Origin of the sequence: Pseudomonas peli (assembly GCF_050563605.1) — a bacterium.
Lineage (GTDB): Bacteria > Pseudomonadota > Gammaproteobacteria > Pseudomonadales > Pseudomonadaceae > Aquipseudomonas > Aquipseudomonas peli_A.
Genome location: NZ_JBNXUH010000029.1, coordinates 1 through 26657, shown reverse-complemented (window position 1 = coordinate 26657; position 26657 = coordinate 1). Strand labels below are relative to the sequence as shown.

The following is a 26657-nucleotide window of genomic DNA, read 5'->3' as shown; positions in this document are numbered from 1 at the left end:
TCCAATACCGAGCTGCGCTACGGCTCGCACATCCCCGAACTGCCAGTGGTAAAGGCCAGCGACAGTCGCCTGCTGCCGCAGGTGTTCGAAGGCGGCCTGCTGACCTCCAACGAACTCGACGGCCTGAGTTTTACCGGCGGGCGCCTGGACAAGGTGATCGACCGCGCCTCAACCAACTCCGAAGAGCTGATCCTCAACAGCAAGAACCGCCGCTTCGCCGCAGGTATCACGGCGGATCATCTGGACCTGATGGGCCTCGACTATGAGTTCGCCAAGGGCCTGACCGGGCGCTATTACTTCGCCGACCTCGACGATATCTATCGCCAGCACTTCTTCGGCCTGCTCGCCAGCCAGCCTCTGGGCAGCGGCACCCTGAGCGCCGATGTACGGATGATGCTAAGCAAGGACAGCGGCGCATCCAATGCCGGCAAGATCGACAACCGCGCCTTCAACGCCATGCTCACCTACGGCATCAACGGCCACAAACTGGGCCTGGGCTTTCAGGACATGAGCGGCGACACCGGTTACGCCTATATCGATGGCAGCGACCCGTTCCTGGTCAACTTCGTGCAGATCAACGACTTCGCCAACGCCGACGAGCGCTCCTGGCAGGCCCGTTACGACTACGACTTCGGCAAGCTCGGCGTACCCGGCCTGAGCTTTATGACCCGCTACATCAAAGGCAGCGACGCGCAGATTGCCGGCACTGACGACACCGGCGGTGAGTGGGAACGCGACATCGAGGTCAAGTACGTGGTGCAAAGCGGGCCATTGAAAGATGTCTACGTGCGCCTGCGCAACGCCAGCTTCAAATCCGACTTCGCCCGCGATGCGGACGAGAACCGCGTCATCGTCGGCTACACGCTGCCGATCTGGTAAACCACAATAAGAGTTCAGAGGAACACACCATGAAAACTGCCTTTACCCGCATCGCCCTGGCCACCGCCTGTATGGCCTTTGCCGGTCAGCTACTGGCCGCCGAACCCAAGCGCCCGGAATGCATCGCCCCGGCCAAGCCCGGCGGCGGTTTCGACCTGACCTGCAAACTGGCGCAGAGCGGCCTGAAAGACAGCGGCCTGCTGAAAGCGCCGATGCGCGTCACTTACATGCCCGGCGGCGTCGGCGCGGTCGCCTACAACGCCGTGATCGCCCAGCGTGCCGATGACCCAGGCACCATCACCGCGTTCTCCAGCGGCTCGCTGCTCAACCTGGCGCAAGGCAAGTTCGGCCGTTACGACGAAACCGGCGTGCGCTGGCTGGCCGCAGTGGGTACCGATTACGGCGCGATCACCGTACGTGCCGACTCGCCGTATCAGAGCCTGGATGACCTAGTGCAGGCCCTGAAAAAAGACCCGACCAGCATCGTCTTCGGCGCTGGCGCCACCATTGGCGGCCAGGACTGGATGCAGACCGCGCTGATCGCCCGTCTGGCCGGCATTGACCCGAAAAACCTGCGCTACGTGGCCTTTGAAGGCGGCGGCGAAACCCTCACCGCCATGCTCGGCGGCCATGTTCAGGTCACCAGCAGCGGCCTGGGCGAAGTCACCCCGCAACTGGCGGCGAAGAAAGTACGCATCCTCGCCGTGCTGTCCGATGAACGTCTGCCAGGCAAACTGGCCGATATCCCCACCGCCAAGGAACAAGGCTACGACATCGTCTGGCCGGTAATCCGCGGCTTCTATATGGGCCCAGAGGTGACGGACGAGCAATACAACTGGTGGAAACAGCAGTTCGACAGCCTGCTCGCCCGTGAAGACTTCGCCACCCTGCGTGAACAGCGCGACCTGTTGCCGTTGTCGGTTACTGGCGACGAGCTGAAAACCTTGGTCTTCAAGCAAGTTGAGGAATACAAGGCATTGGCTGGCGAGTTCGGCCTGATGCAGTAAGCGGCCACGCCGCAATTCGTAGGATGGGTCGGGTCGCGTAGGTTAGCCGCGCAGTGGTGTAACCCATGCTGTGACACCCCATGGGTATCACTGCGTTCAACCCATCCTACGGCCCTTCCGCCCTCTTTGGTTTTATCGACTAGGTAATCCGCCATGTACGTTCGCCTGTTCGCCGCGAGCTGGCTGCTGTTTTGCGCCGTTCTCGCCGTCATCGCCTGGGGCTTCCAGGCACCCTTCGCCTATGACCCGGTCGGGCCACGCGCCTATCCGTTGCTGCTGCTTAGCCTGATGGCCGCTGGCAGCCTGTGGTTGATATTCAAGCCCGGCCTGTTGGAGCAGACGCTGAATACCCGCGCTGCCGTGCGCGCTGTGCTCTGCGTGCTGGCGCTGTTGGCCTATGCGCTGCTGTTCGAAGTGCTCGGCTTCGTTATCAGCACCACGCTGGCCACCTTTGCCCTTGGCCTGTTGTTTACCGGTCGCCCGCTGCCTTGCGCCATCAGCGCCGTGCTGATGGGCGTGCTGCTGTACGGCCTGTTTGATTACCTGCTGGATGTGCCGCTGCCCCTCGGCCTGTTCGAAGCCTTTGTGGAGAGCTGAAAATGGAAACCCTGAATTTCTTGATGCAAGGCTTCGAAGTCGCCACCCGACCGGAGAACCTGTTGGTAGCCTTGTTCGGTGCCTTTGTCGGCACCATCGTCGGCCTGTTGCCGGGCCTGGGCCCAATCAATGGCGTGGCGCTGCTGCTGCCGCTGGCCTTCGCCCTTGGCCTGTCACCGGAAACCGCACTGATCCTACTCGCCGCCGTGTACTTGGGCTGTGAGTACGGCGGTCGTATCTCGGCGATTCTGCTCAACGTACCCGGCGACGCCGCTGCGGTGATGACCACCCTCGACGGCTACCCACTCGCCCGCCAGGGCAAGGCCGGGATCGCCCTGTCGCTGTCGGCCGTCAGCTCGTTTATCGGCAGCATGATCGCCACCTGCGGCGTGGTGCTGTTCGCGCCAATCCTGGCGAAATGGGCGGTGGCCTTTGGCCCGGCTGAATATTTCGTGCTGATGATTTTCGCCATCGCCTGCCTCGGCGGCATGGTCGGCGACAAACCGGTCAAAACCCTGATGGCTGCTCTGATCGGCCTGGCTTTGGCCACCGTTGGCGTGGACTCGACCACCGGCGTGTATCGCTTCACGTTCGGCAGCGTCAGCCTGTCGGACGGTATCCAGTTCGTTATCGTGGTGATCGGCTTCTTCAGCGTCAGTGAAGTGCTGCTGATGCTGGAAAAAACCCACAACGGCCAGAAAGCCGTGAAAGCCAGCGGCCGCCTGCTGTTCAACTTCAAGGAGTTCTGCTTCACCTTCTGGACCATGGTGCGCAGCTCTCTGGCCGGTTTCGTCATCGGCGTACTGCCAGGTGCCGGTGCGACCATCGCCAGCGCCATGACCTATATGACTGAAAAGCGCATGGCCGGCCCGAACGGCAAGTTCGGCGACGGCGACCTGCGCGGCCTGGCGGCGCCGGAAGCGGCGAACAACGCCTCTGCCTGTGGCTCGCTGATCCCCATGCTGACCCTCGGCGTACCGGGCTCTGGCACCACCGCAGTGATGATCGGCGCGCTGACGCTGTACAACATCACCCCCGGCCCGCTGCTGTTCGAACAGCAACCGGACGTGGTCTGGGGCCTGATCGCCTCGCTGTTTATCGGCAACGTGATTCTGCTGGTAATGAACATTCCCCTGGTTGGCCTGTTCGCCCGCATGCTCAGCGTGCCCAACTGGGTGCTGGTGCCAGCGATCACCGTGATCAGCATGGTCGGCGTTTACGCGGTGCACAGCACCACCTTCGACCTGGTCCTGATGATCGGCCTCGGCGTATTCGGCTACATTCTGCGCAAGCTGGACTTCCCGCTGTCAGCGCTGATCCTCGGCTTCGTTCTTGGTGAGCTGATGGAAGACAACCTGCGCCGCGCCCTGTCGATCTCCGCCGGCGACCTGAGCATTCTCTGGAATAGCCCGATCAGCCTGTGCCTGTGGGCACTCACCGCGCTGATGCTCGGCCTGCCGGGCCTGCGCTGGTGGCGTTCGCGCCGTGCGGCGCAACTGGCTAATGCCTAAGCTCCATGCGCTCACCGGCTGGCAAAGCTGGTGGGCCACGCCCCTAGTCGGCTTGTCAGGCGGCTATCTGGCCAGCCTGATCGGCTGGCCTTTGCCGTGGATCATCGGATCGCTGCTGGCGGTGATCGCCGCCCGTTGCAGCGGTTGGTTGATCACCGAGCTGCCCGGCGGACGCAAGACCGGCCAGTGGCTGGTATCAAGCGCCATCGGCCTGCACTTTACCGGTGAGGTGTTGAGCCAGCTCCTCAGCCACTTCGGCGTGATTCTGCTCGGCGCCCTGCTCACCCTGCTGCTCAGCCTGATCGGCATTATCGTGCTGCGCCGCGCCGGCCTGGACCGCGCCACCGCGTTCTTCGCCAGCATGCCTGGCGGCGCCAGCGAGATGGTCAACCTGGCCCAGCGGCACAACGCCGAAACCGCCAAGGTCGCGGCCGCCCATAGCCTGCGTCTGCTGCTGGTGGTGCTGCTGATTCCGGCGATCTTCACCTGGAGCCTGCCACCCATCGCACCGCCTGTGCCTGCAGCGGTTAGTTGGCCCTGGCTGGCTGTGCTGCTACCCAGCGGCGCGCTACTGGCCTGGTTATGGGGACGCTTGGGCCAACCCAACCCGTGGATGCTCGGCCCACTGACCGTCTGCGCGGTGGCCAGCGTCAGCTTCAATTTGCACCTGGGTCTGCCCGATGGGCTGGGCCAAGTCGGCCAATGGCTGATCGGCTGCGCCCTGGGTTGTCACTTCGACCGTAACTTCTTTCGCAGCGCGCCGGGGTTTCTTGCACGCATCCTGCTGTTCTGCCTGCTCGCCATGCTCGCCGCTGCGGCGCTGGGTCAAGGGCTGGGCTGGCTGGCAGGGGAAAACCAGAATGCGCTGATGCTCGGCATGATGCCCGGCGGCATCACCGAACTGTGCCTGACCGCCGAAGCCCTGCAGCTCTCGGTGGCACTTGTCACAGCCTTGCAGGTGCTGCGCTTGTTTCTGGTGATGTTTCTCGCCGAGCCGTTGTTCAGGCTCTGGCAACGCAACTGAAATCGCTTTGACGACCACGTTTAGCCCGCCTTGTGCGGGCTCTTTTTTGCCTGCAACGCAGCAGTTTTTGTTTAGCAGATATGTCTGCGGCCACGCACACGCGCACGCCTGGCGTACCCTCAGGCCTTCACCACCGAGGCATCCTCTATGAGCGCACTGCGTTGGCCCGCCGTGAAAACCCTGCTGCTATTGCTCTGCCTGAGCCTGCTGATTAGCGCCTGCAGCCGCGCCGGCCTGGCGTATCGCAACCTGGACTGGCTGGTGCCCTGGCGGCTGAACGATTACCTGAACCTCAACAGCCAGCAGCAGGCTTGGCTCAAACCCCGCTTGCAGACGCACCTGCAATGGCATTGCAGCGCCGAATTGCCGCGTTATATCGAGTGGCTGCAAACCACCGAGAGCATCCTCGCCCAGCCGCAGCCAGACAGCGCTCAGCTGCTTGAACAGTTCGCCCAGTTCGATGCCGCGCTAAAACGCATCGGCGTCGAGGTCACCCCCACCGCCATCGAACTGCTAAAGGGCCTGAGCGAGCAGCAGGTCAACGAGCTTTACGCCGCAATTGATGAAGACAATCTGGAAGATCGCCAGGACTTCCTCGACCCGCCCCTGGCCACTCAGATCAGCGAGCGCCAGACGCGTATGCAGGAACGCCTGCGGCCCTGGTTCGGCCGCCTGAACAATGCCCAGATAGAACATATCGCCGTCTGGGCCAATGGCCTCGGCGAACAGAACCGTCTGTGGCTGGAGAATCGACAACTGTGGCAGGCCGAGCTGCGCAAGGTGGTTGCCGAACGCGAAAGCGCCGACTTTGCCGAACGGCTGACCCGCCTGCTGCAGCAACGCGAAAGCTTCTACAGCGACGAATACCGCGCCAGTTATGGCCGCTCACGCCAGGCGCTGGCCACCCTGTTTAGCCAACTGCTAAGCAGCAGTGATGAGGCTCAACGTGAGCGCATGAGTCACCGTTTACGCGACCTGCGCCGCGATCTGGCCGAGCAGCAGTGCGAAGCCGCTTAACAGGCTGTTAAGCCGCAGGTAAGCGCCAGTCGATCGGGCTCAGTTCATGCTGCTGGAGGAACTTGTTGGTGCGGCTGAAATGGCCGTTGCCAATAAAGCCCCGATGCGCCGACAGCGGCGAAGGGTGCACGGATTTCAGTACCAAGTGCTTGCTTACATCGATCAGTTTTTCCTTGCTCTGCGCATGAGCGCCCCAGAGCAAAAACACCAGGCGCTCCTGCTGCTGGCTGACCGCTTCGATCACCTTGTCGGTAAAGGTCTGCCAGCCGATCTTGGCATGGGAGCCGGCGATGCCATGCTCCACCGTCAATGAAGTGTTAAGCAGCAGCACGCCCTGCTCCGCCCAATGCTGCAGGTTGCCGTGGTCGGGAATATCGATATTCAAGTCGCGTTTGAGCTCTTTATAGATATTCACCAGCGACGGCGGCGTCTTCACCCCAGGCTGCACCGAGAAACACAGACCATGGGCCTGACCCGGACCGTGGTATGGGTCCTGGCCGATCACCACCACCTTGGTCTGCGCCAGCGGGGTGGAATTGAGCGCATTGAAAATCAGCGAACCAGGCGGATAAATCTGCTTGCCTGCTGCCTTCTCGCTCCGCAGGAAATCCCCCAGCTCACGCATATAGGGCTTCTCGAACTCTTCATGCAGAGCGGCCTTCCAGCCGGCTTCGAGTTTGACGTTATCTGCGGCGCTCATGCCTGAATCCTGCTTAGTCCAACGAAGACGGCACGCTAAGGAAGCCGCCCAGGCAAGTCAAGGCGAACGGCTACATACACGGCCAGCGCCAGGCATTAAGCACTGCTGAGATGGTCGCGCATGAACTCGATGAACCGCTGGCTTTCGCAGGAAGCAGTCGTCAGGCCTGCGTTACGCGGGAGCACCGGCCGTCCGTACGTCAAGTCAGGCTCCAGGGCCGATTACAAGGGCTATAACTACCAGAACAACCGATGGGTCACTCAGGATAGGCCCTCCAAAGGCAGCGCCTGGGAAATCCTGGGGCCCAGTCAGTAACAGGAGCACGGCGAGCGCGCGCAAAGCTCGCTTGGGTCTACCGCCGGCAACGGCAGTCTCAATCGGTGTTTCCCGCTTGTCCGGGCCACCCCCCCAGGTCTGATCGGCGCCCATGGCGCGGAGCGATGTGATGAGTTCCAGAGCATGGCAATGGGCTCGCAAGAGCCTTCCTGGATGCATCGGACTGGCCTTGCTGGTCGCTCCACTTTGCGCCAGCGCCACGTTCAAGTGCCACACCAGGGACGGAACCATCAGCTACACCAGCCAGGCCATAGCCAGTGCCCGCTGTACCCGCCTGGATGGCTTGGCGGGCGCCGGTGCAAAGGCACAGACCCTGCCAATGCTTACACGAGACGACAACCCAGACGCAGAGCGGATTCGGGTGTACACATTCGTCCACAAGGGTGTTCGTCAGTACGTCAGTCGACGCCCCGTCGGGATCTCTGCACGGGTCGATGCCCTGGATCTCTATTACATCAAGGGCTGCTATCTGTGCATGGCGCCGAAGGGCTTCAAGGTCGCCTCATTGCGCCTGGACACCCTTTCCTATCGGCGGGAGATCGAAGCCGCTTCGGGTCATTACGGTGTCGACAGGGCGCTGGTCCGCGCGGTGATCCATGCCGAATCGGCGTTTCGTCCCAACGCCATTTCCGTCGCTGGCGCCCAGGGACTGATGCAGTTGATGCCCGCCACCGCCGAGCGCTTCGCCGTGGCCGATCCATTCGACGCGCGGCAAAACATTCGTGGTGGCGTGCGCTACCTGGCCTGGCTACTCAAGCGCTTCAACGGCAATCAAGCGCTGGCCTTGGCAGGTTACAACGCAGGCGAAATGTCAGTGGACAAGTACAACGGGGTGCCGCCCTACGCCGAGACGCAGACCTACGTCACCCTAGTGCAGTCCTTGACCGAACGCTATCGCAAGCATCGCTAGTACCGTAGGGCGGCATAAGCCGGATTAGGCTATACGCCGGACGGGGAATTCCTCAACCGAACTTCCACCCTGCCGCCAGCCGCGTATCCAGGGCCGCCAGGTCGGCTGCCTTCGGTCAAAGATGAATTCTGAACGGCCGCTTTGGGTCGATAGGAGCCTTTCGAATCAGGCAGCTATCGGCCAGAAGCAGTCATTGACCATGAGCTGCTTCTGAGCAGTCCCAATAAGCTAGAAGAAGAGACAATCCAACGCCCTTACTTTTATCCTCGCAATTGCAAGCAAGCGGTCGATATTTGCCCCCATCGCACAGTCCTACCCAATCTGGATCGGTGGCCAGCCCTAATGAGGCCGACTACAATCGGCGCTTTGGCGGTGGCTTTAGTAGAAGGAAAGAGGCATGTACATCGGAAGAATTGCCGCGCTGACGGGCTGTACACCAAAGGCCATTCGTTTGTACGAAAGTCTCGGCCTGCTGCCCGAACCGAGCCGCCGGGGCACGTACCGTTTCTATACACCCCACCATGTCGACATCGTGCGGATTATCCGCGTGGCGCAGTCTGCAGGGTTCAAGCTGTCCGAGCTGAGTACGGTGACCGAGGAAAAGAACCGGCAGAATCGCTTTCCGCTCGAACTTGCGAATGCCGGGATTGAAGCGAAGCGCCTGCAAGTGCAGGCGCAGATTGAAGCGCTCAAAGCGCTGGATGAACGACTCATCGAGTTGAAGCGCGACATCAATGTGCTATTCGCCCAGACTCCACAACCGGCTTGCGCTACCTAGGGTCTGTTACCGTTCACTCAGATACGCAAAGGCCATTCTTAGCGCCTCCTCCGGAGGTTTCGGCTGATAGCCCAGCTCGGTCCGTGCCTTGGCAATGCTGTATTCCTGCTTGATGCCGTAGAACATACGCACCTGGCTGACGAGCAAGTTGGCGGGCGTACCGGTGATGTGGGCCACGCGCTCGTTCAGCCAGGCCACGCAGAGCAGCAACCACTTGGGGGCCCGGGGAGGCAGACGATAGCCGAGCGTGACCGTGTTGGCGGCGTCGACGAGCGAAGCCAGCGGCGACGAATGCTCATTGGCGAGGATGTAGCGATGACCCGGACTGCCCTTTGCCGCCGCCTGAATCATGCCCTGCGCCACGTCGCGCACGTCGACGAAATTGAAGTGAAAGTTTGGATCGAGCGGCACCTCGCGTTTCTGCACTGACGCGAGGAAGTTCATCGTGTCGGTGAGGCGCAGTGCGTTTGGGCCAATCATGGCAGATGGCAGTACCGAGACCATCCACAGGCCGTGGGTCTGCGCTGCCTCCCAGGCAGCTCGTTCGGCAAGAATCTTGGACTTGAAGTAGGCGTTGTGCTCTTCGGCGCTCCAGTCGTCTTCGGTCAACGGCAGCCCGTTCTGGCCGACCGCCGCGACCGAACTGACGTAGACAATCCGTTTCACGCCGGCCTCCGCCGCCGCTTCCATGAGGATGCGGGTACCGTTGACATTCGGATCGATGATCTCTGCCTGCGGGTCCTTGGCCCAGTGCTTGAACACGGCGGCGACCTGGTACAGCACGTCCACGCCCTCCAGTGCCTTGAGCATGGCAGCCTTGTCCTGCAGCTCTGCATACACCAGCTCGCAGGACAGCCCCACGAACGGTACGTGGTTGTCGAGATCGCGCACGCCGGCCCGTACCCTTTCGCCCCGCTCAAGCAACGCTCTCACCAGCGTGTTGCCCAGATGCCCGTTAGCGCCGGTTACCAAACACAAGTTACTCATCGTACTTCCTTGTCTTTATCAGACTTAGCTATGAATCGACGGCGTAACGATAAAGTCTGTCCCGCGGGACAGAGTCAAGTCCCGAAGACGCGGAAGAATCGAGGGTGAAGATCGGAAGAACAGCTAACTTCCAGCTTCCCAGTGACTGATCAGCTGCCGCCTGCCCCTGAAAACGCCTGTCTTAGCCTTGATGCAATGCCCGGTAATGACTCGGCGCCATGCCCACCACTTTGCGAAACAGCCGCGAGAAGTAATACACATCGTCATAGCCCAGCTGCTCGGCAACCTGGCGGATGCCCTGCTCGCCTTCATCGAGCAGGCGGCAGGCGTGGGCCATTTTCAGTTGGATAAAGTCCTGAATCGGCGCATGTCCGGTCAGGGCGCGGTAGGTTTTGGCGAAGTGGAAGCGCGACAGTTTGAACTGCGCGGCCAGCTCATCGAGGTTTAGCGAGTCATGTAGATGGGCGCGCATCACCGCCTGCACCGCGTCCACATCCAGCACTCGCCCGGATTTCAAGGTGGTGCGTGCCGGCAGCACGGCCAGGGAGGTCAGCAGCACCTGCAACTGGTGCGCGGCATGAACGAAGTGCGCCAGGTTCAAGCCCTGTTTACGCAGGTTGAGCAAGGCGTCGAACTCGGCTAGCAGGCGCGGCTGCACGCCGATGCGCCACAGCGGTCCCTTGCCCAGGGGTTTGAGAAAGTCCGCTACCAGTTCGCCGTCAAAATGCACCCAGTACAGCGTCCAGGGCTTGTCCACGTCCGCGCCATAGGCGTGCATCACACCTTTCGGCAATAGCAGTAGATCGCCACCACTGACAGCTAATCGTCCATCCGCTGTCTCCAGCCAGCCCTGCCCGGCACGGCAATAGATCAGCAGGTGATCCTCCGGCTGCGGACGGTGCATGCGGTGCCCCTGAGCCTGCGGGTAGAAGCCCAGAGCTAGCGGATAACAGCCCTGCGCCAGTGGGCTACGGGCGAGCAGGCGGCGCAGCCTGGGCGGCGTGATAAAGCGCACGCCATTGGCCGGCAGTGGCCAGTTGGAGGTATCGACCTGTGCGCTCATGGGCATCCTGGCTACTGATTCAATCACAAGATAGTCCATCTACAGACCAAGATCGTCAATCCACAAAGCCGAGCAAGGCAGCTATAACACTGACAAAACAACAATCGAGCCCACCCTGAGGTTCGCCGGAGGAACGCATGGCCAAGGCAATCCCACAGTTGATCGACGGTGAATGGCGCGAAAGCCGCGCCCGTGAATTTATCGAAGTCACCGACCCGGCGACTCAGGAGGTGCTGGCGCTGGCACCCAAGGCCACCGCCGAGGAAATCGAAGCGGCGATTGCCAGTGCCAAGGCAGCCTTCCTCACCTGGCGCGAAGTGCCAGTCTCCGACCGGGCGCGGGTGATGCTGCGTTACCAGCACCTGCTCAAGGAACACCACGACGAGCTGGCGGAAATTCTCGCTGGCGAAACCGGCAAGACCCTGGCCGATGCCAAGGGCGATGTCTGGCGCGGCATAGAGGTGGTCGAGCAAGCCTGCAATATCGCCAGCCTGATGATGGGCGAGACCATGGAGAACGTGGCCCGCGACATCGACACCGCCAGCTGGATTCAGCCGCTGGGCGTATGCGTCGGCGTTACCCCGTTCAACTTCCCGGCGATGATTCCGCTGTGGATGTTTCCCCTGGCCATTGCCGCCGGTAACACCTTTATTCTCAAGCCCTCCGAACAAGACCCACTGACGCCTAACCGCCTGGCCGAGCTGTTTATCGAAGCCGGGGCGCCCAAGGGCGTATTGCAGGTGCTACACGGTGCGCGCGAGGTGGTCGACAGCCTGCTGACCCACCCGGATATCCGCGCCATTTCCTTCGTCGGCTCGGTACCGGTTGGTCAGCATATCTACCGTACCGGCACCGCACACCTGAAGCGCGTGCAGGCGTTTGCCGGGGCAAAGAACCATATGGTGATCATGCCCGACGCCAACAAACAGCAGGTGCTGAGCAACCTGGTCGGCGCCAGTTGCGGCGCGGCCGGACAGCGTTGTATGGCGATCAGCGTGGCGGTGTTTGTCGGTGAATCGAAGCAGTGGATCGACGAGCTGCAGGCGCAGATGGCCGACCTGCAACCCGGTTACTGGACCGATGGTCACGCCGCTTTCGGCCCGCTGATCAGCCAGCAGGCCAAACAGCGCGTGCTGCGCCTGATTGCCGAGGGCAAGGCGGAAGGCGCCGAATGCCTGCTGGATGGTTCGCACTGCGCGGTCGAGGGCTACCCCAACGGCAACTGGATTGGCGCCACGCTGTTTCGCGGCGTAACCAGCAAGATGAGCCTGTACCGCGAAGAGATCTTCGGCCCGGTGCTGGTGTGCATGGAAGTCGATACGCTGGAAGAAGCCATCGAACTGGTCAACGCCAGCCCCTACGGCAACGGCACCTCGATCTTCACCCGCTCCGGCGGCGCAGCGCGGCATTACCAGCACGCGGTGGAAGTCGGCCAGGTCGGCATCAACGTACCGGTGCCGGTGCCGCTACCGTTCTTCTCCTTTACCGGCTGGAAGGGTTCGTTCTACGGCGATCTGCACGCCTACGGCAAACAGGGTGTGCGCTTCTTCACCGAAACCAAAACGGTCACCAGCCGCTGGTTCGATGAAGACTCCGTAGCCGGTGCAAATATGACCATTCAATTGAAATGAGAACGGCGTCAGCCCTGTTAGACCAATAGACGATCTCAACAATAAGTCCAATGGCGTAAAAAGTTCTCCGAGTTCCGACAACAAGAACAAGGAGAACTGCCATGCAACGATTGACCACCGCCCTGGCCCTATGGGCCGGGCTTACAGCCTGTGCACAGGCGGCTGAGCCGATTACCCTCGGCCTCAACTACCCACGTACCGGCCCCTATAAGGAAGAAGGATTGGCACAGATGCGCGGAGCCTTGCTGGCCATCGACGAGCTCAACGCCCAGGGCGGTGTGCTCGGGCGTCCGCTGCGTCTGTCCAGCAAGGACACCGCGTCGCGTCCGGCTAAGGCGGTGAAGAACGTCGACAAGCTGGCCAGCGAAGGCGCGGCCATGCTGTTTGGTGGCTCGTCCAGCGCGGTGGCCATCGCCTCCGGCAAGCGTGCGGCGCAGCATGGGCTGCTGTATTTCGGCACCCTCACCTACTCCAACGACACCACCGGCAAGGACGGCCACCGCTATATGTTCCGCGAGTGCAACAACGCCTGGATGAGCGCGCGGGTGCTGGGCCAATACCTGAGCAAGAATCTGCCGAACAAGCGCTACTTCTACATCACCTCCGACTACACCTGGGGCCACACCACCGAAAGCTCGTTGCGCCAGACCACCAGCAGCGAAGACAGCGGCCAGCATCCGGGGCTCAAGGTGAGCTTCCCCGGCGCCCGCCTGGCCGACTATCAGGATGCCCTGACCCAGGCCGCATCGAGCAATGCCGAAGTGCTGGCCCTGGTGCTGTTCGGCGAAGACCTGGTGCGCGCCATGCGCATCGCCAAGGATCTGGGCCTGACCGAGCGCATGCAGATCGTTGCGCCCAACCTGACCCAGAGCATGGTCGAGCAAGGCGGCCCCGGCTTGATGGAAGGTGTAATCGGCACCGAACCCTGGACCTGGCGCGTACCGGCGCTGGAGAAATCCGTGCGCGGCGAAGCCTTCGTCAAAACCTTCAGCGAACGCTATGCGATGTACCCGTCCAGCTCTGCCGCATCGGCCTACAGCATCGTCTATCAATGGGCCGATGCCGCCAAACGGGCGAACAGCCTGGACAGCGAAGCGCTGATCAAGGCCCTGGAAGGCCACAGTTATCAGCTGCTCAAGGATCAACAAACCTGGCGCACCCTCGACCACCAGAACCTGCAGACGGTGTATGCCGTCAAAGTCAAAGCGCGCGCCGAAGTGCTGAAAGACCCGCTCAAACAAGACTACTTTGAAATCGTCGATCGCCTCGACGCCACCCAAGCGGCACCCAGCCTCGCCGAATGGCAGGCCGAACGACGCGCCGCCGGGCAACCCCTGACCCTGCAATGAGGACTTATGGATTTCGAACTCAGCGATGAACAACGCCTGCTGGTAGAGAGCGCCCGCCAATTCGCCAGCCGCGAACTGGCCCCACATGCCGCCGACTGGGACCGCGACCATCACTTCCCGGTGGATGTGATCAAGCGCGCCGCCGAGCAGGGCTACCTGGCGCTGTATATCAAGGAAGACGACGGCGGGCTTGGCCTTTCCCGGCTGTCCGCATCGCTGATTTTCGAGCAGCTGTCGGCCGGCTGCATCGCCACTACGGCGTTTCTGACCATCCACAATATGGCCTCGTGGATGCTCGCCTCCTTCGCCGGTCAGGCACTTAAAGATGCCTGGCTGCCGCGCCTGGTCAGCGGTGAACTGCTGGCTTCCTACTGCCTGACCGAACCGGACGCCGGTTCTGACGCCGCGCACCTGCGTACCCGCGCCAAGCGCGATGGCGACGACTACGTACTGGATGGCAGCAAGTGCTTTATCTCCGGCGCGGGCAGCACCGATGTGCTGATCGTGATGGCGCGCACCGGCGAGGAAAGTGGCGCCAAGGGCGTGTCCTGCTTCCTGGTGCCGGCCGACGCCGAGGGCGTGAAGTACGGGCGCAATGAATTGAAGATGGGCTGGCGTGCCCAGCCGACCCGCACCATCACCTTTGAAGGCGTACGCATTCCGGCGGGCAACCGCATCGGGCCTGAGGGCCAGGGCTTTGTCTACGCGATGAAGGGCCTGGATGGCGGGCGCATCAATATCGCCAGCTGTTCGCTGGGCGCGGCACAAGCGGCGCTGGAGCAATCGCTGCGCTATGTCGAGGAACGCAAGCAGTTCGGCAAGCCGCTGAGTGACTTCCAGTCTCTGCAATTCAAGCTCGCCGATATGCTCACTGATCTGACGGCCAGCCGACAGATGGTGCGCCTGGCCGCACACAAACTGGACCACGGCCACAGCGAAGCCAGCCTGTATTGCGCCATGGCCAAGCGCTTTGCCACCGATCACTGCTTCACCCTGTGCAACGAGGCGCTGCAACTGCACGGCGGCTACGGTTACCTCAACGACTACCCGCTGGAGCGCTGGGTGCGCGATAGCCGCGTGCACCAGATACTCGAGGGCACCAACGAAATCATGCGAGTAATCATCGCCCGCCGCCTGCTGGATCAAGGCGGCATGCTCGATCGCTTGCTGTAGCTTTTAATTCCCTCTCCCCTCGGGGAGAGGGTTAGGGAGAGGGTCGGCGTCGCCTGCTGCCCTCTCCCCCAGCCCCTCTCCCAAAGGGCGAGGGGAGCAACCTGACGAGGACACTTATGAGCAACGCCATCGAAGCCTACAACCCCGGCGTATTTGACCTGACCCACAAGCTCACCGTGGAAAAGCACGGCCATACCGCGCTGATCACCATCAACCAGCCACCGGCCAACACCTGGGACCGCGACTCGCTGATCGGCCTCAAGCTGCTGGTTGAACACCTCAACCGCGACGATGACATCTACGCCCTGGTGATTACCGGCCAGGGTGGCAAGTTCTTCAGCGCTGGCGCCGACCTCAAGCTGTTCGCCGATGGCGACAAGGCCCGTGCCCGCGAGATGGCCCGACGTTTCGGCGAGGCCTTCGAGGCGCTGCGTGATTTCCGTGGCGTATCGATTGCCGCGATCAACGGCTACGCCATGGGCGGCGGCTTGGAATGCGCACTGGCCTGCGACATCCGCATCGCCGAACGCCAGGCGCAAATGGCCCTGCCGGAAGCCACGGTCGGCCTGCTGCCCTGCGCCGGTGGCACCCAGCACCTAAGCTGGCTGATCGGCGAAGGCTGGGCCAAGCGGATGATTCTCTGCGGCGAACGCATCGATGCGGAAACCGCCCTGCGCATCGGCCTGGTCGAGCAAGTGGTCGACAGCGGCGAAGCCCGTGGCCATGCCCTGCTGCTGGCAGCCAAAGTCGCGCGGCAGAGCCCGGTGGCAGTGCGCACCATCAAGCCACTGATCCAGGGCGCTCGCGAACGCAGCCCGAGCACCTGGCTGAGTGAAGAGCGCGAGCGCTTTGTCGACCTGTTCGACGCCGACGACACCCGCGAAGGGGTGAATGCCTTCCTGGAAAAACGCGACCCGCAGTGGCGCAATAAATAACGCAGAACTTTGTAGGGCGGGTGTAACCCGCGTGCTCGCAACGCAGCAAGAGCCGCGGGTTGCATCCGCCCTACCCGACTGCACACGACGACGGACAACCTAATGAACGTGCAATTCGAAGAACGCCCGGCCCAACACGGCATGCGCATCGGCATCGCCAGCCTGGATGCCGAGAAGAGCCTCAACGCCCTGTCGCTGCCGATGATCGAAGCGCTGGATGCCAAGCTCAAGGCCTGGGCGGACGACCCGAGCATCGCCTGCGTGCTGCTGCGCGGCAACGGCCCTAAAGCCTTCTGCGCCGGCGGCGACGTGGTGCAGCTGGTGCACCAGTGCCGCGAGCACCCGGGCGAAATCCCGCCCCTGGCGCGACGCTTCTTTGCTGACGAATACCGCCTCGACCACCGCATCCACACCTACCCGAAGCCCTTTATCTGCTGGGCCCACGGCCATGTGCTGGGCGGCGGTATGGGCCTGATGCAGGGCGCTGGTATCCGCATCGTCACCCCAGGCAGCCGCCTGGGCATGCCAGAAGTGAATATCGGCCTGTACCCGGATGTGGGCGGCAGCTGGTTCCTCGCGCGCCTGCCGGGCAAGCTCGGCCTGTTTCTCGGCCTGACCGCCAGCAGTATCAACGCTAAAGATGCGCTGGATCTGGACCTGGCCGACCGCGTACTGCTCGACAGCCAGCAGGACGACTTGCTCGATGGCCTGGCCCAGCTCAACTGGCAGGAACAGAGCCCGCAACAATTGCACAGCCTGCTCAAGGCCCTGGAAAATCAGGCCCTCGGCGAATTGCCGGAAGCCCAGTGGCTGCCGCGCCGCGCGCGTATTGATGAACTACTTGATACCGCCGACCTACCCCACGCCTGGCACGCCATCAGCGCTTTGCACAGCGACAGCGACCTGCTGCTGGCCCGCGCCGCCAAGACCCTGGCCGGAGGCTGCCCGCTGACCGGGCATCTGGTGTGGGAGCAGATCAAACGCGCCAAGCATCAGTCCCTGGCCGAGGTATTCCAGATGGAATACGCCATCAGCCTGAACTGCTGCCGTCACCCGGAATTCCCCGAAGGCGTGCGCTCGCGGCTGATCGACAAGGACCACGCGCCCCGCTGGCATTGGCCGGATGTGGCGAACATTCCGCAACAGGTGATCGACGCGCACTTCGCCACCGCCTGGGACGGCGAACACCCACTGGCAGACCTGTAACCCGGCAACGGCCACTTTTCAGCGCGACAGGAGCATAACAATGACAACAATCGCTTTTATCGGCCTCGGCCACATGGGCCTGCCCATGGCGCGCAATCTGCTCAAGGCTGGCTTCAACCTGAGGGTCTTCGACCTGCTGCAAGCAGCCGTCGAAGACCTCGCCAAGGACGGCGCGCAAGCAGCCAGCAGCGCCATGGATGCGGTACAAGGTGCCGATGTGGTGGTGAGCATGCTGCCGGCCAGCCGCCATGTTGAAGGCCTGTACCTGGGTGATAACGGCCTTTTGGCCGCGCTCAAGCCCGGTAGCCTGGTGCTGGAATGCTCGACCATCGCCCCGGAATCTGCACGCAAGGTGCATCAGGCGGCGACCGCGCGCGGTATCGAACTTCTCGACGCGCCCGTGTCAGGCGGCACAGCCGGCGCGGCAGCGGGCACCCTGACCTTTATGATCGGCGGCGCGGCAACCACTCTGGAAAAAGCCCGGGCGATCTTCGAAGCCATGGGCAAGAACATCTTCCACGCCGGCCCTGATGGCGCAGGCCAAGTGGCCAAGGTGTGCAACAACCAGGTGCTGGCGGTGCAGATGATTGCCACCGCCGAAGCCATGGCCATGGGCGTGGCCAACGGTTTGGAACCGGCGGTGCTGGCCGAGATCATGCGCCAGAGCTCGGGCGGCAATTGGACCCTGGAAAAGTACAACCCCTGGCCAGGTGTGATGGAAAACGCCCCGGCCTCCAAAGGCTACAGCGGCGGCTTTATGGCCGAACTGATGGCCAAAGACCTGGGTCTCGCCCAGGAAGCCGCCCAGGCCAGCGGCAGCAGCACGCCCATGGGCGCCCTGGCGTTGCAGCTGTATCGCCTGCTGCTCAAACAGGGCAAGGGCAAACAGGACTTCTCGGTGGTGCAGCAATTGTTTATTGAATAAACGCGGCTTTGTTAGCCCGGATAAAGGGTGAAGCGGTCGCCAACTGACCGCTTTACTCCAGGCGCACCCGATACACCTCAGCCAGAGAAATCAGTCGTTCGCGGGCCAATGCCAGCGCACTTTGGGTGAGGGGGCGCATGCCATCGGCAATCGCCTGCTGCTCGATCTGTTGAGCGGCTACCTCGGGCTGGATCAGAGCACGCATAGCCGGGGTTACTTCAAGCAACTCGTAGGCTGCAACGCGCCCGGCAAAGCCTTTTCCATGACAGTGATCGCAACCGCAACCCACGTAGAAGACCTCATCAGGCGACAGGCCAAACGCCCGGCGCACATGCTCTGGCACCTGTTCCGGCTGCAGGCACTCAGGGCAATTACGCCGCACCAGACGCTGGGCCAACACCCCTAGCAGGCTGGCATTGAGCAGATACGGGGCGATGCCAATTTCCAGTAGACGCGTCACGGTGGTCGCAGCGCTATTGGTGTGCAGAGTTGATAGCACCAGGTGACCGGTCAGGGCGCTTTCTGTGGCCATCATGGCGGTTTCCTGGTCACGAATTTCCCCCACCATGATCACGTCAGGGTCGTGACGTAGGATATGCCGCAGGGCGCGAGCGAAGGTGTAGCCGATCTGCGGTTTGACCTGGATCTGGCGAATGCCGTCGATCTGGTACTCCACCGGGTCTTCCACGGTGATCACATTCACCCCGCTGTCCTTGATGCCATTGAGGGCGGCATACAAGGTGGTGCTCTTGCCCGAGCCGGTGGGGCCGGTGACTAGCACAATGCCCTGACTATGACTGATGAGCTGACGAAAACGCTCGGCATCGGCGTCGTTGAAACCGATCTGGCTGAGGCTCTTCATGCTCTGCTGGGTGTCGAGGATACGAATGACCACGCTCTCCCCGTGCACAGTCGGCATGATCGACAGGCGCAGGTCGATCGAGCGCTCGCCCATACGCACCAGGTGCCGGCCATCCTGGGGCAGACGTCGCTCGGCGATATTCATGCCGCCGACAATCTTGATCCGACTGACAATGGCCGCCAGGTTGCCCGGCTTGATCCGCCGCACCTCGGTCAAAACACCATCGATCCGGAACAGAATTACTACTTCGTATTTGCCGGGTCGCAAGTGAATATCCGAGGCGCGGCGGCAGATAGCATCGTCCAACAGGCTGTCGACAAAGCGCACCGTGGGTTTTTCTTCGGCCAGCTGCTTGATCCGGTGCAGGCTCAACTCCGGCTCGTGGCTCTCACTCTCGGGCAACTGCAACGCAGCCTCAGAGCCGTAGAATCGATTGATGGCCCTGTCCAGTTGCTCGTCCTGGGCCTGGATGGCTTCAACCTGCTTACCGGTGATAAAACCCACAAGGTGCAGCAGTTCGCAGTCCGATGGGTTGGGGGTAGCCACCACCAGCATCTCGCCCTGAACCAGCAAGGGCAGCACCCGGCGCTCACGGGCCAGGTTCTCCGGCAACAGCTGCACGGCCTGGGGCTCAACCTTGAAGTCTTCCAGATTGACCTGGGCAATATCCAATTGCTCCACCAGCGCGCTAGCCAGGCTATGTCGGTCTACCAGTTCCTGCTTGAGCAATATCTGACCCAAGCGCCCTGCCCGACCATCCTGCCTCTGGTGGGCCAACGCATTTTGAAGCTGTGCCGAGCTGATATGCCCCTGGCTGAGCAACAGTTCACCGAGGCGCCGGTGCCGACGCGGGGATTCTGTACGCTGCTGCAGGTAATCGAACAATTGCTGATGATCACTGATGATGTATGGCATATCCGAGGCTCCTCGCCGACCCGTCCAGCCATCATATAGCCACTACAACGCTAGTCATTGCCCTGCATCAACGCCACATAACACGGCTATTACCGCTGGTCGTTCGCGGCAGCAAGGGCAAGCAGGGCTTCTCGGTGGTGCCGCATCATCATAGGAGCGGGCCATACCCGCGAAGCGTTCAATCGCGGTCATGGGCCGCTCTTACATCAATAACCGGTTAACCCGCAGATAACAAAAAGCCGCAGCAAGCTGCGGCTTTTTGTGGGCAGAATCTGCAACCTAGCGCTCGCGCAACGCCTCGCTGCGGGCGCGGATAATCGGTTTGAGCAGGTAACTGAGCACACTCTTCTTGCCGGTGATGATATCCACCGAAGCGACCATGCCGGGAATAATCAGCAACGGATTTTCCTCGGTGCCCAGGTGACTCTTGTTGGTGCGCAGCTTGATCACATAAAAGCTGTTGCCATCATCGTCGGTCACGGTGTCGGCACCGATCTGTTCCAGCTCGGCCTTGAGCCCGCCATAAATGGTGTAGTCATAAGCAGTGAACTTGACCATCGCCTCCTGGCCCGGATGCAGGAAGGCAATGTCCTGCGGACGAATGCGCGCCTCCACCAGCAGGTTCTCACCGAGCGGCACGATCTCCACCAGGTCGCTGCCCGGCTGAATCACCCCGCCGATGGTGGTGACCAGCAGCTGTTTGACGATGCCGCGCACCGGTGAAATCACCAGGGTGCGGTTGACCCGATCTTCCAGCGCCTTGCCGGTTGACTGGATTTTGCTCAGTTCGGTGCGCGCCTCGTTGAGCTCGGTCAGCGCCTCGCTGCGAAAACGTCCACGGGTTTCATCGATCTTGCGCTCGACTTCCTTGATCGCCGACTCGGCACGCGGTATCGCCAGAGTGGTGGCCTCCAGCTGGCCGCGCGCTTCTACTTCGGCGCGTTTGAGACGCAGCACTTCCACCTGGGAAATCGCGCCCTCGGCCACCAGCGGTTCAGACATCTGAATTTCCTGGCGCAGCAGGCTAAGGCTGTTGCGGAACTGCCCCTGCTTGGAGGCAAACTCGCGCAGCTCCTGCTGCCGTTGAATCAACTGTTCTTCCAGGCCTGCCACTTCATCGAGCAATTGCTGCTTGCGGCTATTGAACAGCTGGATTTCGTTATCCGCCTGGCCGCCGGCCTTTTCGCGCACCTCATCGGTCACTACCAGCTCGCGGTCTTGCACTTCGGCGCTAAGGCGCTCCACGCGCAGCAACAAGGCCAGGCGATCCGCCTCGGTTTCACCGACGTTGGAGGCAAAGCGGGTGTCGTCGAGGCGCAGCAGCGGATCGCCGGCATCAACAATCTGCCCTTCGCGGACAAACAGCTCGGCGACGATACCGCCTTCCAGGTTCTGGATTTTCTGTAGACGCGAGGACGGAATCGCCTTGCCGTCACCTCGGGTCACTTCATCGACCACGGCGAAATTGGCCCACAGCAGGCAGAACACCACAAAGGCGATCAAGCCCCAGATGGTCAGACGCACCACCCGTGGCGCATCCTCGATCAACGCCTTGTTGACCTCCGGCAGTGGTTCATCACCCAGCTCATCGTGGCTGCCAAAATAAGCGGCAACGGCCTGACGCAGGCTCCTTTTCTCAGGCGCGTTAGCTGACACTGATCTGCCCCTTCTTCAGCGCTTCCATCACGCTACCTTTCGGCCCGTCGGCGATGATCTGCCCACGGTCAACAATAATCAGTCGGTCTACCAGGCTGAGCATCGAGGCGCGATGAGTCACCAGTAGCAGGGTCTTGGTGCCGATTACCGCAGACAGGCGCTGCTTGAGGCGTTCTTCACCGGTGTTGTCCATGGCGCTGGTCGGTTCATCGAGCAGCAGAATCGGCGGGTCGAGCAACAGCGCACGTGCCAGGGCAACGTTCTGCCGCTGACCGCCGGAGAGGTTCTGCCCGCGCTCGCCGACCTGCAGCTCATAGCCTTTCGGGTGCAGTCGGGCGAATTCGTGCACGCCAGCCAGTTCGGCGGCCTGCAACACCAGCTCATCTTCGACATAGCGCGCGCCGGACACAAGATTGTCACGCAGGGTGCCGCTGAACAGCTGAATATCCTGCGGCACATAGCCGATGTTGTGCCGTAGATCGCTGACATCCAGCTGGCGCACATCGATGCCATCGACCAGCAGGCTGCCGGCATCGGGCTGATACAGACCGACGATCAGCTTGGCCAGCGAGCTTTTGCCCGAGCCACTGCGGCCGATGATGCCGATCTTCTCGCCGGGGCGAACCACCAGGTTGATGCCCAGCAGAGCGGCCTGCTGCTGATCCGGGTAATGGAATTCCAGCTGGCGGAATTCGATCGCGCCTTGCAGCGATTGGCGCTTGAGCGGACGCTCATCGGCGTGGCGCTCCTGCGGCAGCTCCATCATCTGGTTAACCGATTCGAGGGTCACCCGCGCCTGCTGATAGCGCGTCAGCAGACCGGAAATCTGCGTCAACGGCCCCAACGCGCGGCTGCTGAGCATGTAGCAGGCGATCAGCCCACCCATGCTCAGGTTACCGTCGATGATCTGGTACACGCCGAGCACGATCACCACCACACCTGCCAGTTGCTGCAGCAGCATGGTCGCGTTCATCGCCAGGCTGGAGAGCATGCGCGCACGCAACTCCAGGCGACTGAGGGTGCCAATAGTCTGCTCCCACAGATACTGGCGCTCGCTTTCGGCGTTATTGACCTTGACCGCATCCAGCCCGGCCAGGCTCTCGATCAGGCTCGACTGGCGCTCACCGGCCAGGGCCATAGTGCGCTGCATGGTCTCGGCCAGCGGGCGCTGCAAGGCCCAACCGATCAAAGCAACCAGCGGGAAGGCAAGCACCGGAATCCACACCAGATGGCCGCCAATCATGGCGATCACCGCGAGAATCAGCAGGGTAAACGGCAGGTCGATGACGCTGGCCAACGTCAGCGAGGCGAGGAAGTCGCGCAGGCTCTGAAACTCGTGGATGTTCTGCGCGAAGCTGCCAACCCGCGCCGGGCGGAACTTCATGGCCATGCCGACAATGCGCTCGAACAGCGTGGCGGAAATAATCAGGTCGGTCTTCTTGCCGGCCAGATCGAGGCACAGGCCGCGCAGGGTCTTCAGCAGCAGATCGAAGAAGAACACCCCGGTGATGCCAATCGCCAGCACCCACAGGGTGGCTTCGGCCTGATTGGGCACCACGCGGTCGTACACGTTCATCACGAACAGCGGCGTGGCCAGGCCGATCAGATTGATCAGAAAACTCGCCGCGATGGCATCGATATACAGCCAGCGCGAACGCTTGAGGGTGTCGCGAAACCAGGACGTGGCGCGCGGGATCAGCTCACCACGGTTGAAATCAAACTTGTGCTGCGGCTGGGCAAAGAACACCCGACCGCTGTAATCCTCGGCCAGCGCCTCGGCACTGACGCGCACCTCGCCGCCCTCGCTTTCGCTGGGCATGATGCGCGCGCGCCCCTGGTCATCCCAACCCAGCAGAATGGCGCTACGGCCATCGTGCAGCAGCAGCAAGGCCGGCATGGCCAGGGCCGGAATCTTCTCCAAGCCACGGCGCAACCAACGCCCCTGCAACCCCGCACGCGCCGCCGCACGCGGCAGCAACTCGGCACTCAGGCGCTGCTCCGGCAGCGGCAAGCCTGCGGTGAGCATGGCGCGGCTGACCGACTTCTGGTGCAGGCCGCACAGCGACAACAGGCTGTCGAGCAGAGGATCGTCGTAGCGATCACGCGGATCGCTACGGGTTTGCATCGGGCTTGGGTCTACTGCCACTGGGTTTTACTCATCAACGACTGGGCTCAGTTCAGACCCGGCAAGTTGGCCTGGGCCTTGATCTCGTCCAGTGGTGCGGCGGCCATCGGCGCGACTACACCCTGGCTCTTGAGCAGGGAGCCCATGGTGGCCTTGATCCGGTACTGAGTAAACAGCTCGGTGTAACGCACTTCCTCAAGACGGCGCGAGGCGGTGAACAACTCGTTTTCACTGTCGAGCAAATCCAGCAGCGTGCGGTCGCCGAGACTGAACTGCTTCTGGTAGGACTCGCGCACGCGGCTGCTGTAGTCAACGTACTGCTGGGCAATCGGCAACTGTTGGCGAGCATTTTCCAAGGCATTCCAGGCCAGACCGAGGTCTTCGTTCAAGACCCGCAGGGCGTTGTTGCGGATGTCCATGGCCTGGTTGGTCTGATAGGCCTTGGACTGCAGATCAGCCTTGTTGCTGCCACCGGCGAACAGGTTGTAGCGCATGCGCAGCATGGCCTGCCACTCGTTGCTATGACCGCTGACGCCATCGATATTGTTGTCCATACCGCGCGACAACTCGGCATCAAAGCGTGGGTAGAAACTCGACTTGGCCGCTTCGTACTGCTGTTCGCTGGCCTGCACATCGGCCTCGGCCGAACTCAGGAATGGGTTGTTGACGAGCATTTCCTGACGCGCTGCTGGCAGGCTTTCCGGCAGGTGACCAGCCAGACCAACCGGCGGACTCAGCTCGCTGGCATCACGGCCGACCACGCTGAAATAGTTGACCCGCGCATCCGCCAGGTTGGTCTGCTCGGTGATCAGATTGTTACGGGCCTGGGCCAGACGCGCTTCGGCCTGGTCAAGGTCGGCAGTACGCCCTACGCCACTCTGGCTACGCAGGGTGATCTGGTCATAAATACGTTCGTGGCTGACCAGGTTGCTCTCGGCCAGACGTACCAGTTCCTGGCGAGTCAGCACATCCAGATACACCTGCGCCACCGTCAGGGCGGTGCGCTCGGAAGTACCCAACAATTCATAGGCACGGGCATTCACCGTAGCGCGCTGACGACCGACTTCACTGCTGGTAGCAAAACCGTCGAACACCATCTGCTGCAGGCGCAGGCTCGACTCACCGCGATTCAGCGTCTCAGTGTTGTGGTTCTGTCCGCGGGTACCCGGGCTGTCGGTGCCTTCACGGCCATAGCCGGCCAACAGGTCAACCCGCGGCAGGTAGCCGCCCTTGGCGGCCTTCATTTGTTCTTCAACCGACAAACGCGCATGAATCCCAGCCTGGATTTCCGGATGCACCTCAAGGGCGCTTTGCATGGCTTCATTAAGTGTCTGGCCATGGGCAGCCAGAGATACCGCCAGAGCAAGGGGGACGAGGACAAGAAAACGCATTAAATGAAATTCCTTTCAGGCTGAGCTAGTGACTTGGAACAACGAAGACGCGACGCGCTTGACGCAAAGTGGCGCAGGATACATAAACAGCCCACATAGCGTGACGCGCATCACACACAGACAAACCAATATCAAAGTGACATCAGGGCGCGCATTGTTTATTATCGCGAGCACTCGGTCAATAGTTTGGCATATCCGTAATTCCATAATGGAATAAGCCAAATTTATGACGACAATAATTTGTCAGCTTATCAGCCTTTAAATCAAAACATTGCTTCACTATGTTTAACGATTTTACCGCGCCCACTCCGGAGCCGTTTTATGACCACTATCGTCGCCATCGTAAAAAGTCTTGTTGGCCAAGTATTTGCCGTCTCTCTCGACGGACTGAAGCGACAGATATTCGAAGGCGAACGCCTGCTCATGGGCGAACAGATCTTAACTGGCCTGGGTGGCGAAGTGACCCTGCAACTGGCTAATGGCGAGCTGGTCAACGTTGCGCAAAACAGCAACTGGCAATCGTCCGCCAGCGATACACAGACCGAAGGTAATAAAGTCGAGCCCAACCCGAACCTGGAGCAAGCCCTGACTGCCGGCTTCGACCCCACTGTCGACCTCGAAGCCACAGCGGCTGGCCCAGGTGTAGGCGGCGGTACTGGCGGCGCAGCAGGCGGTGGGCATAGCTTTGTACTGCTGGGGGAGACTGGGCAGCGCCTAGATCCGACCGTAGGGTTCGAAACTGAAGGTTTGGGCTTCGCAGGCCAAGCTATAGATGAAGAAGCCGGCGCTGAAGCCGATGTTGCTATTACTGCTAACTCCAGCCTTGAGAACAATTCACCCTCGGCCGTGAATGATGGTCCGGTTGCCGTCACCGAAGACACCGCCGCCACCGGCAATGTCCTGACCAACGACACTGATCCAGAGAACGATACCCTCAGCGTCACCCAGTTCACTGTCGCCGGTGATGCCACCGTCTACACCGCAGGCAGCACCGCCACCATCGCCGGTGTTGGTACCCTGCTGATCAACAGCAACGGCAGCTTCACTTTCACCCCGGCCAGCAATTACAACGGTCCGGTGCCAACGGCGACTTATACCGTCACCGATGGCGACCTCACCGATACCGCTGAACTGAGCTTCGCCGATGTCGCACCGGTCAACGATGCACCTTTGGCCGTGAATGATGGTCCGGTTGCCGTCACCGAAGACACCGCCGCCACCGGCAATGTCCTGACCAACGACACTGATCCAGAGAACGATACCCTCAGCGTCACCCAGTTCACTGTCGCCGGTGATGCCACCGTCTACACCGCAGGCAGCACCGCCACCATCGCCGGTGTTGGTACCCTGCTGATCAACAGCAACGGCAGCTTCACTTTCACCCCGGCCAGCAATTACAACGGTCCGGTGCCAACGGCGACTTATACCGTCACCGATGGCGACCTCACCGATACCGCCGAACTGAGCTTCGCCGATGTCGCACCGGTCAACGATGCACCTTTGGCCGTGAATGATGGTCCGGTTGCCGTCACCGAAGACACCGCCGCCACCGGCAATGTCCTGACCAACGACACTGATCCAGAGAACGATACCCTCAGCGTCACCCAGTTCACTGTCGCCGGTGATGCCACCGTCTACACCGCAGGCAGCACCGCCACCATCGCCGGTGTTGGTACCTGC

Annotated in this window: 21 protein-coding genes and 1 pseudogene; 15 read left to right on the top strand and 7 right to left on the bottom strand. The window is 61.6% G+C overall.

Annotated features, from left to right (window positions below; genetic code table 11):
* From ACQ4LH_RS20080 to ACQ4LH_RS20055, 6 genes are all read left to right on the top strand, one after another.
* Positions 1 to 879 (top strand): OprD family outer membrane porin (locus tag ACQ4LH_RS20080; RefSeq protein WP_430698817.1); only part of this gene is annotated, 879 nt, incomplete at its 5' end.
* A gap of 29 nt (positions 880 to 908) precedes the next feature.
* Positions 909 to 1886: a Bug family tripartite tricarboxylate transporter substrate binding protein gene (locus ACQ4LH_RS20075; protein WP_430698816.1), complete on the top strand. Its 978-nt coding sequence runs from the start codon at positions 909 to 911 to the stop codon at positions 1884 to 1886.
* A 153-nt stretch (positions 1887 to 2039) separates the two neighbouring features.
* Positions 2040 to 2483, top strand: coding sequence for a tripartite tricarboxylate transporter TctB family protein (locus tag ACQ4LH_RS20070; protein ID WP_430698815.1), 444 nt, complete (start codon positions 2040 to 2042; stop codon positions 2481 to 2483).
* A 2-nt stretch (positions 2484 to 2485) separates the two neighbouring features.
* A complete protein-coding gene (locus tag ACQ4LH_RS20065; protein ID WP_430698814.1) occupies positions 2486 to 3994 on the top strand; it encodes a tripartite tricarboxylate transporter permease in 1509 nt (502 codons plus the stop codon).
* Positions 3987 to 5018 carry an AbrB family transcriptional regulator gene (locus ACQ4LH_RS20060; protein WP_430698813.1) on the top strand — a complete coding sequence of 344 codons (1032 nt, stop codon included), beginning with the start codon at positions 3987 to 3989 and terminating at the stop codon, positions 5016 to 5018. The genes ACQ4LH_RS20065 and ACQ4LH_RS20060 overlap by 8 nt, the downstream gene beginning before the upstream one ends.
* A gap of 147 nt (positions 5019 to 5165) precedes the next feature.
* Complete coding sequence (locus ACQ4LH_RS20055; protein ID WP_430698812.1) at positions 5166 to 6035, top strand: DUF6279 family lipoprotein; 870 nt, start codon at positions 5166 to 5168, stop codon at positions 6033 to 6035.
* 7 nt (positions 6036 to 6042) lie between these two features.
* Here ACQ4LH_RS20055 and ung read toward each other — a convergent pair whose 3' ends face one another.
* The gene (ung, locus tag ACQ4LH_RS20050) at positions 6043 to 6735 is read right to left on the bottom strand and encodes a uracil-DNA glycosylase (RefSeq protein WP_430698811.1); all 693 of its coding nucleotides are present in this window, start codon (positions 6733 to 6735) and stop codon (positions 6043 to 6045) included.
* 445 nt (positions 6736 to 7180) lie between these two features.
* Between ung and ACQ4LH_RS20045 the strand changes: the two genes are divergently transcribed.
* Entirely contained in the window at positions 7181 to 7981 is an 801-nt protein-coding gene (locus tag ACQ4LH_RS20045) for a lytic transglycosylase domain-containing protein (protein ID WP_430698810.1), read from the top strand.
* 397 nt (positions 7982 to 8378) lie between these two features.
* Positions 8379 to 8759, top strand: a complete 381-nt coding sequence (locus ACQ4LH_RS20040) for a MerR family transcriptional regulator (RefSeq protein ID WP_430698809.1) — start codon at positions 8379 to 8381, stop codon at positions 8757 to 8759.
* A gap of 6 nt (positions 8760 to 8765) precedes the next feature.
* Here ACQ4LH_RS20040 and ACQ4LH_RS20035 read toward each other — a convergent pair whose 3' ends face one another.
* On the bottom strand, positions 8766 to 9746 hold the full coding sequence (locus tag ACQ4LH_RS20035) for an NAD-dependent epimerase/dehydratase family protein (RefSeq protein WP_430698808.1): 981 nt from the start codon (positions 9744 to 9746) through the stop codon (positions 8766 to 8768).
* Between the two features lie 181 nt (positions 9747 to 9927).
* On the bottom strand, positions 9928 to 10809 hold the full coding sequence (locus tag ACQ4LH_RS20030) for an AraC family ligand binding domain-containing protein (protein ID WP_430698807.1): 882 nt from the start codon (positions 10807 to 10809) through the stop codon (positions 9928 to 9930).
* A 137-nt stretch (positions 10810 to 10946) separates the two neighbouring features.
* Between ACQ4LH_RS20030 and ACQ4LH_RS20025 the strand changes: the two genes are divergently transcribed.
* The 6 genes and pseudogenes from ACQ4LH_RS20025 to mmsB all read left to right on the top strand — a co-directional run.
* Positions 10947 to 12440, top strand: a complete 1494-nt coding sequence (locus ACQ4LH_RS20025; RefSeq protein WP_430698806.1) for a CoA-acylating methylmalonate-semialdehyde dehydrogenase — start codon at positions 10947 to 10949, stop codon at positions 12438 to 12440.
* 101 nt (positions 12441 to 12541) lie between these two features.
* Entirely contained in the window at positions 12542 to 13789 is a 1248-nt protein-coding gene (locus ACQ4LH_RS20020) for an ABC transporter substrate-binding protein (protein ID WP_430698805.1), read from the top strand.
* Positions 13790 to 13795: 6 nt separating this feature from the next.
* Complete coding sequence (locus ACQ4LH_RS20015; protein WP_430698804.1) at positions 13796 to 14962, top strand: isobutyryl-CoA dehydrogenase; 1167 nt, start codon at positions 13796 to 13798, stop codon at positions 14960 to 14962.
* A 116-nt stretch (positions 14963 to 15078) separates the two neighbouring features.
* Complete coding sequence (locus ACQ4LH_RS20010) at positions 15079 to 15897, top strand: enoyl-CoA hydratase (RefSeq protein WP_430698803.1); 819 nt, start codon at positions 15079 to 15081, stop codon at positions 15895 to 15897.
* A gap of 102 nt (positions 15898 to 15999) precedes the next feature.
* On the top strand, positions 16000 to 17103 hold the full coding sequence (locus ACQ4LH_RS20005; RefSeq protein WP_430698802.1) for an enoyl-CoA hydratase/isomerase family protein: 1104 nt from the start codon (positions 16000 to 16002) through the stop codon (positions 17101 to 17103).
* A 31-nt stretch (positions 17104 to 17134) separates the two neighbouring features.
* Positions 17135 to 18028 (top strand): annotated as a pseudogene (gene mmsB / locus ACQ4LH_RS20000) (3-hydroxyisobutyrate dehydrogenase); the annotation flags it as partial.
* A 52-nt stretch (positions 18029 to 18080) separates the two neighbouring features.
* Here mmsB and ACQ4LH_RS19995 read toward each other — a convergent pair.
* The 4 genes from ACQ4LH_RS19995 to ACQ4LH_RS19980 all read right to left on the bottom strand — a co-directional run bounded on the left by ACQ4LH_RS19995 (position 18081) and on the right by ACQ4LH_RS19980 (position 24977).
* Positions 18081 to 19805 (bottom strand): GspE/PulE family protein, encoded by a 1725-nt coding sequence (locus ACQ4LH_RS19995; RefSeq protein ID WP_430698801.1) that lies wholly within the window; start codon positions 19803 to 19805, stop codon positions 18081 to 18083.
* A gap of 279 nt (positions 19806 to 20084) precedes the next feature.
* Positions 20085 to 21431 carry an HlyD family type I secretion periplasmic adaptor subunit gene (locus ACQ4LH_RS19990; RefSeq protein WP_430698818.1) on the bottom strand — a complete coding sequence of 449 codons (1347 nt, stop codon included), beginning with the start codon at positions 21429 to 21431 and terminating at the stop codon, positions 20085 to 20087.
* 19 nt (positions 21432 to 21450) lie between these two features.
* Positions 21451 to 23586, bottom strand: a complete 2136-nt coding sequence (locus tag ACQ4LH_RS19985) for a type I secretion system permease/ATPase (protein WP_430698800.1) — start codon at positions 23584 to 23586, stop codon at positions 21451 to 21453.
* Positions 23587 to 23633: 47 nt separating this feature from the next.
* Entirely contained in the window at positions 23634 to 24977 is a 1344-nt protein-coding gene (locus tag ACQ4LH_RS19980; protein ID WP_430698799.1) for a TolC family outer membrane protein, read from the bottom strand.
* 321 nt (positions 24978 to 25298) lie between these two features.
* On the opposite strand from ACQ4LH_RS19980, the gene ACQ4LH_RS19975 reads away from it, so the two are divergent.
* A partial coding sequence (locus ACQ4LH_RS19975) for a retention module-containing protein (RefSeq protein ID WP_430698798.1) occupies positions 25299 to 26657 on the top strand: 1359 nt, incomplete at its 3' end.

Bases quoted from the DNA above. Each gene is read 5' to 3' on its own strand.
- ACQ4LH_RS20075 (WP_430698816.1), top strand. From the start codon at position 909: ATGAAAACTGCCTTTACCCGCATCGCCCTGGCCACCGCCTGTATGGCC.
- ACQ4LH_RS20070 (WP_430698815.1), top strand. From the start codon at position 2,040: ATGTACGTTCGCCTGTTCGCCGCGAGCTGGCTGCTGTTTTGCGCCGTT.
- ACQ4LH_RS20065 (WP_430698814.1), top strand. From the start codon at position 2,486: ATGGAAACCCTGAATTTCTTGATGCAAGGCTTCGAAGTCGCCACCCGA.
- ACQ4LH_RS20060 (WP_430698813.1), top strand. From the start codon at position 3,987: ATGCCTAAGCTCCATGCGCTCACCGGCTGGCAAAGCTGGTGGGCCACG.
- ACQ4LH_RS20055 (WP_430698812.1), top strand. From the start codon at position 5,166: ATGAGCGCACTGCGTTGGCCCGCCGTGAAAACCCTGCTGCTATTGCTC.
- ung (WP_430698811.1), bottom strand. From the start codon at position 6,735: ATGAGCGCCGCAGATAACGTCAAACTCGAAGCCGGCTGGAAGGCCGCT.
- ACQ4LH_RS20045 (WP_430698810.1), top strand. From the start codon at position 7,181: ATGAGTTCCAGAGCATGGCAATGGGCTCGCAAGAGCCTTCCTGGATGC.
- ACQ4LH_RS20040 (WP_430698809.1), top strand. From the start codon at position 8,379: ATGTACATCGGAAGAATTGCCGCGCTGACGGGCTGTACACCAAAGGCC.
- ACQ4LH_RS20035 (WP_430698808.1), bottom strand. From the start codon at position 9,746: ATGAGTAACTTGTGTTTGGTAACCGGCGCTAACGGGCATCTGGGCAAC.
- ACQ4LH_RS20030 (WP_430698807.1), bottom strand. From the start codon at position 10,809: ATGAGCGCACAGGTCGATACCTCCAACTGGCCACTGCCGGCCAATGGC.
- ACQ4LH_RS20025 (WP_430698806.1), top strand. From the start codon at position 10,947: ATGGCCAAGGCAATCCCACAGTTGATCGACGGTGAATGGCGCGAAAGC.
- ACQ4LH_RS20020 (WP_430698805.1), top strand. From the start codon at position 12,542: ATGCAACGATTGACCACCGCCCTGGCCCTATGGGCCGGGCTTACAGCC.
- ACQ4LH_RS20015 (WP_430698804.1), top strand. From the start codon at position 13,796: ATGGATTTCGAACTCAGCGATGAACAACGCCTGCTGGTAGAGAGCGCC.
- ACQ4LH_RS20010 (WP_430698803.1), top strand. From the start codon at position 15,079: ATGAGCAACGCCATCGAAGCCTACAACCCCGGCGTATTTGACCTGACC.
- ACQ4LH_RS20005 (WP_430698802.1), top strand. From the start codon at position 16,000: ATGAACGTGCAATTCGAAGAACGCCCGGCCCAACACGGCATGCGCATC.
- ACQ4LH_RS19995 (WP_430698801.1), bottom strand. From the start codon at position 19,805: ATGCCATACATCATCAGTGATCATCAGCAATTGTTCGATTACCTGCAG.
- ACQ4LH_RS19985 (WP_430698800.1), bottom strand. From the start codon at position 23,586: ATGCAAACCCGTAGCGATCCGCGTGATCGCTACGACGATCCTCTGCTC.
- ACQ4LH_RS19980 (WP_430698799.1), bottom strand. From the start codon at position 24,977: ATGCGTTTTCTTGTCCTCGTCCCCCTTGCTCTGGCGGTATCTCTGGCT.